Source organism: Aminobacter sp. P4_D5, assembly GCF_056401815.1.
In genome coordinates, this window is sequence record NZ_JBFUIP010000418.1 from 1 (window position 1) to 1081 (window position 1081).

Annotated in this window: 1 protein-coding gene; it reads right to left on the minus strand. The window is 60.0% G+C overall.

From position 1 onward, the window contains the following. Positions 1-192 precede the first annotated feature (192 nt). On the minus strand, positions 193-1081 hold an 889-nt coding region (gene recA, locus AC1DWF_RS32410), incomplete at its 5' end, for a recombinase RecA (protein WP_476842621.1).

Sequence of the window (1081 nt, forward strand, 5' to 3'; positions counted from 1 at the left end):
AATTGGAACTGCCTTTTAGCCGTCCACCTTATCCCTGTCCAGAAACACCGGATGGCCAAAAGCCCGCAATTCCGCCGCCCGGATCAGCAAAACCACCTTCACAAACGCAAACCGCCGGCACAATGGCCGGCGGTTGCTCAGATCGTCTGTGTTGAAGCTGGTCAGCGCCTGGCCGACCGGCTGCCAGCGCGCTTACATCGCGCCGGCTTCGTCGTCGCTATCTTCCTCACGCGAACCGTTCTCAAGGAATTTTTCGGCAATCAGACCGGCATTTTGCCTGAGCAGTTGTTCGATTTCGCGCGCCGCTTCGGGATTGTTGCGCAAGAACAGCTTGGCGTTCTCGCGGCCTTGCCCGAGACGCTGGGAATTGTAGGAGAACCAGGCACCGGACTTCTCGACCACGCCAGCCTTGACCCCGAGATCGACGAGTTCGCCGGTCTTGGAAACGCCTTCGCCATACATGATGTCGAACTCGACCTGCTTGAAGGGCGGAGCCAGCTTGTTCTTGACCACCTTGACGCGGGTCTGGTTGCCGACGACTTCGTCGCGATCCTTGACCGAGCCAATGCGGCGGATATCGAGGCGGACCGAAGCATAGAACTTGAGCGCGTTGCCGCCAGTCGTTGTTTCGGGCGAACCATACATGACGCCGATCTTCATACGGATCTGGTTGATGAAGATGACCATGGTGTTGGAGCGCGAGATCGATGCGGTCAGCTTGCGCAGCGCCTGGCTCATCAGGCGGGCCTGCAGGCCGGGCAGCGACTCGCCCATCTCGCCTTCGATTTCGGCACGCGGCGTCAAAGCCGCCACCGAGTCGACGACCAGAACGTCGATTGCGCCGGAGCGCACCAGCGTGTCGCAGATTTCCAGTGCCTGCTCACCGGTGTCAGGCTGCGAGATCAGCAGATTTTCCAGGTCGACGCCAAGCTTGCGGGCATAGACCGGATCGAGCGCGTGTTCGGCATCAACGAAAGCGCAGATGCCGCCCTTCTTCTGAGCTTCGGCAATCGTGTGAAGAGCAAGCGTCGTCTTGCCCGAGCTTTCCGGCCCATAGATTTCAACGATACGCCCACGCGGC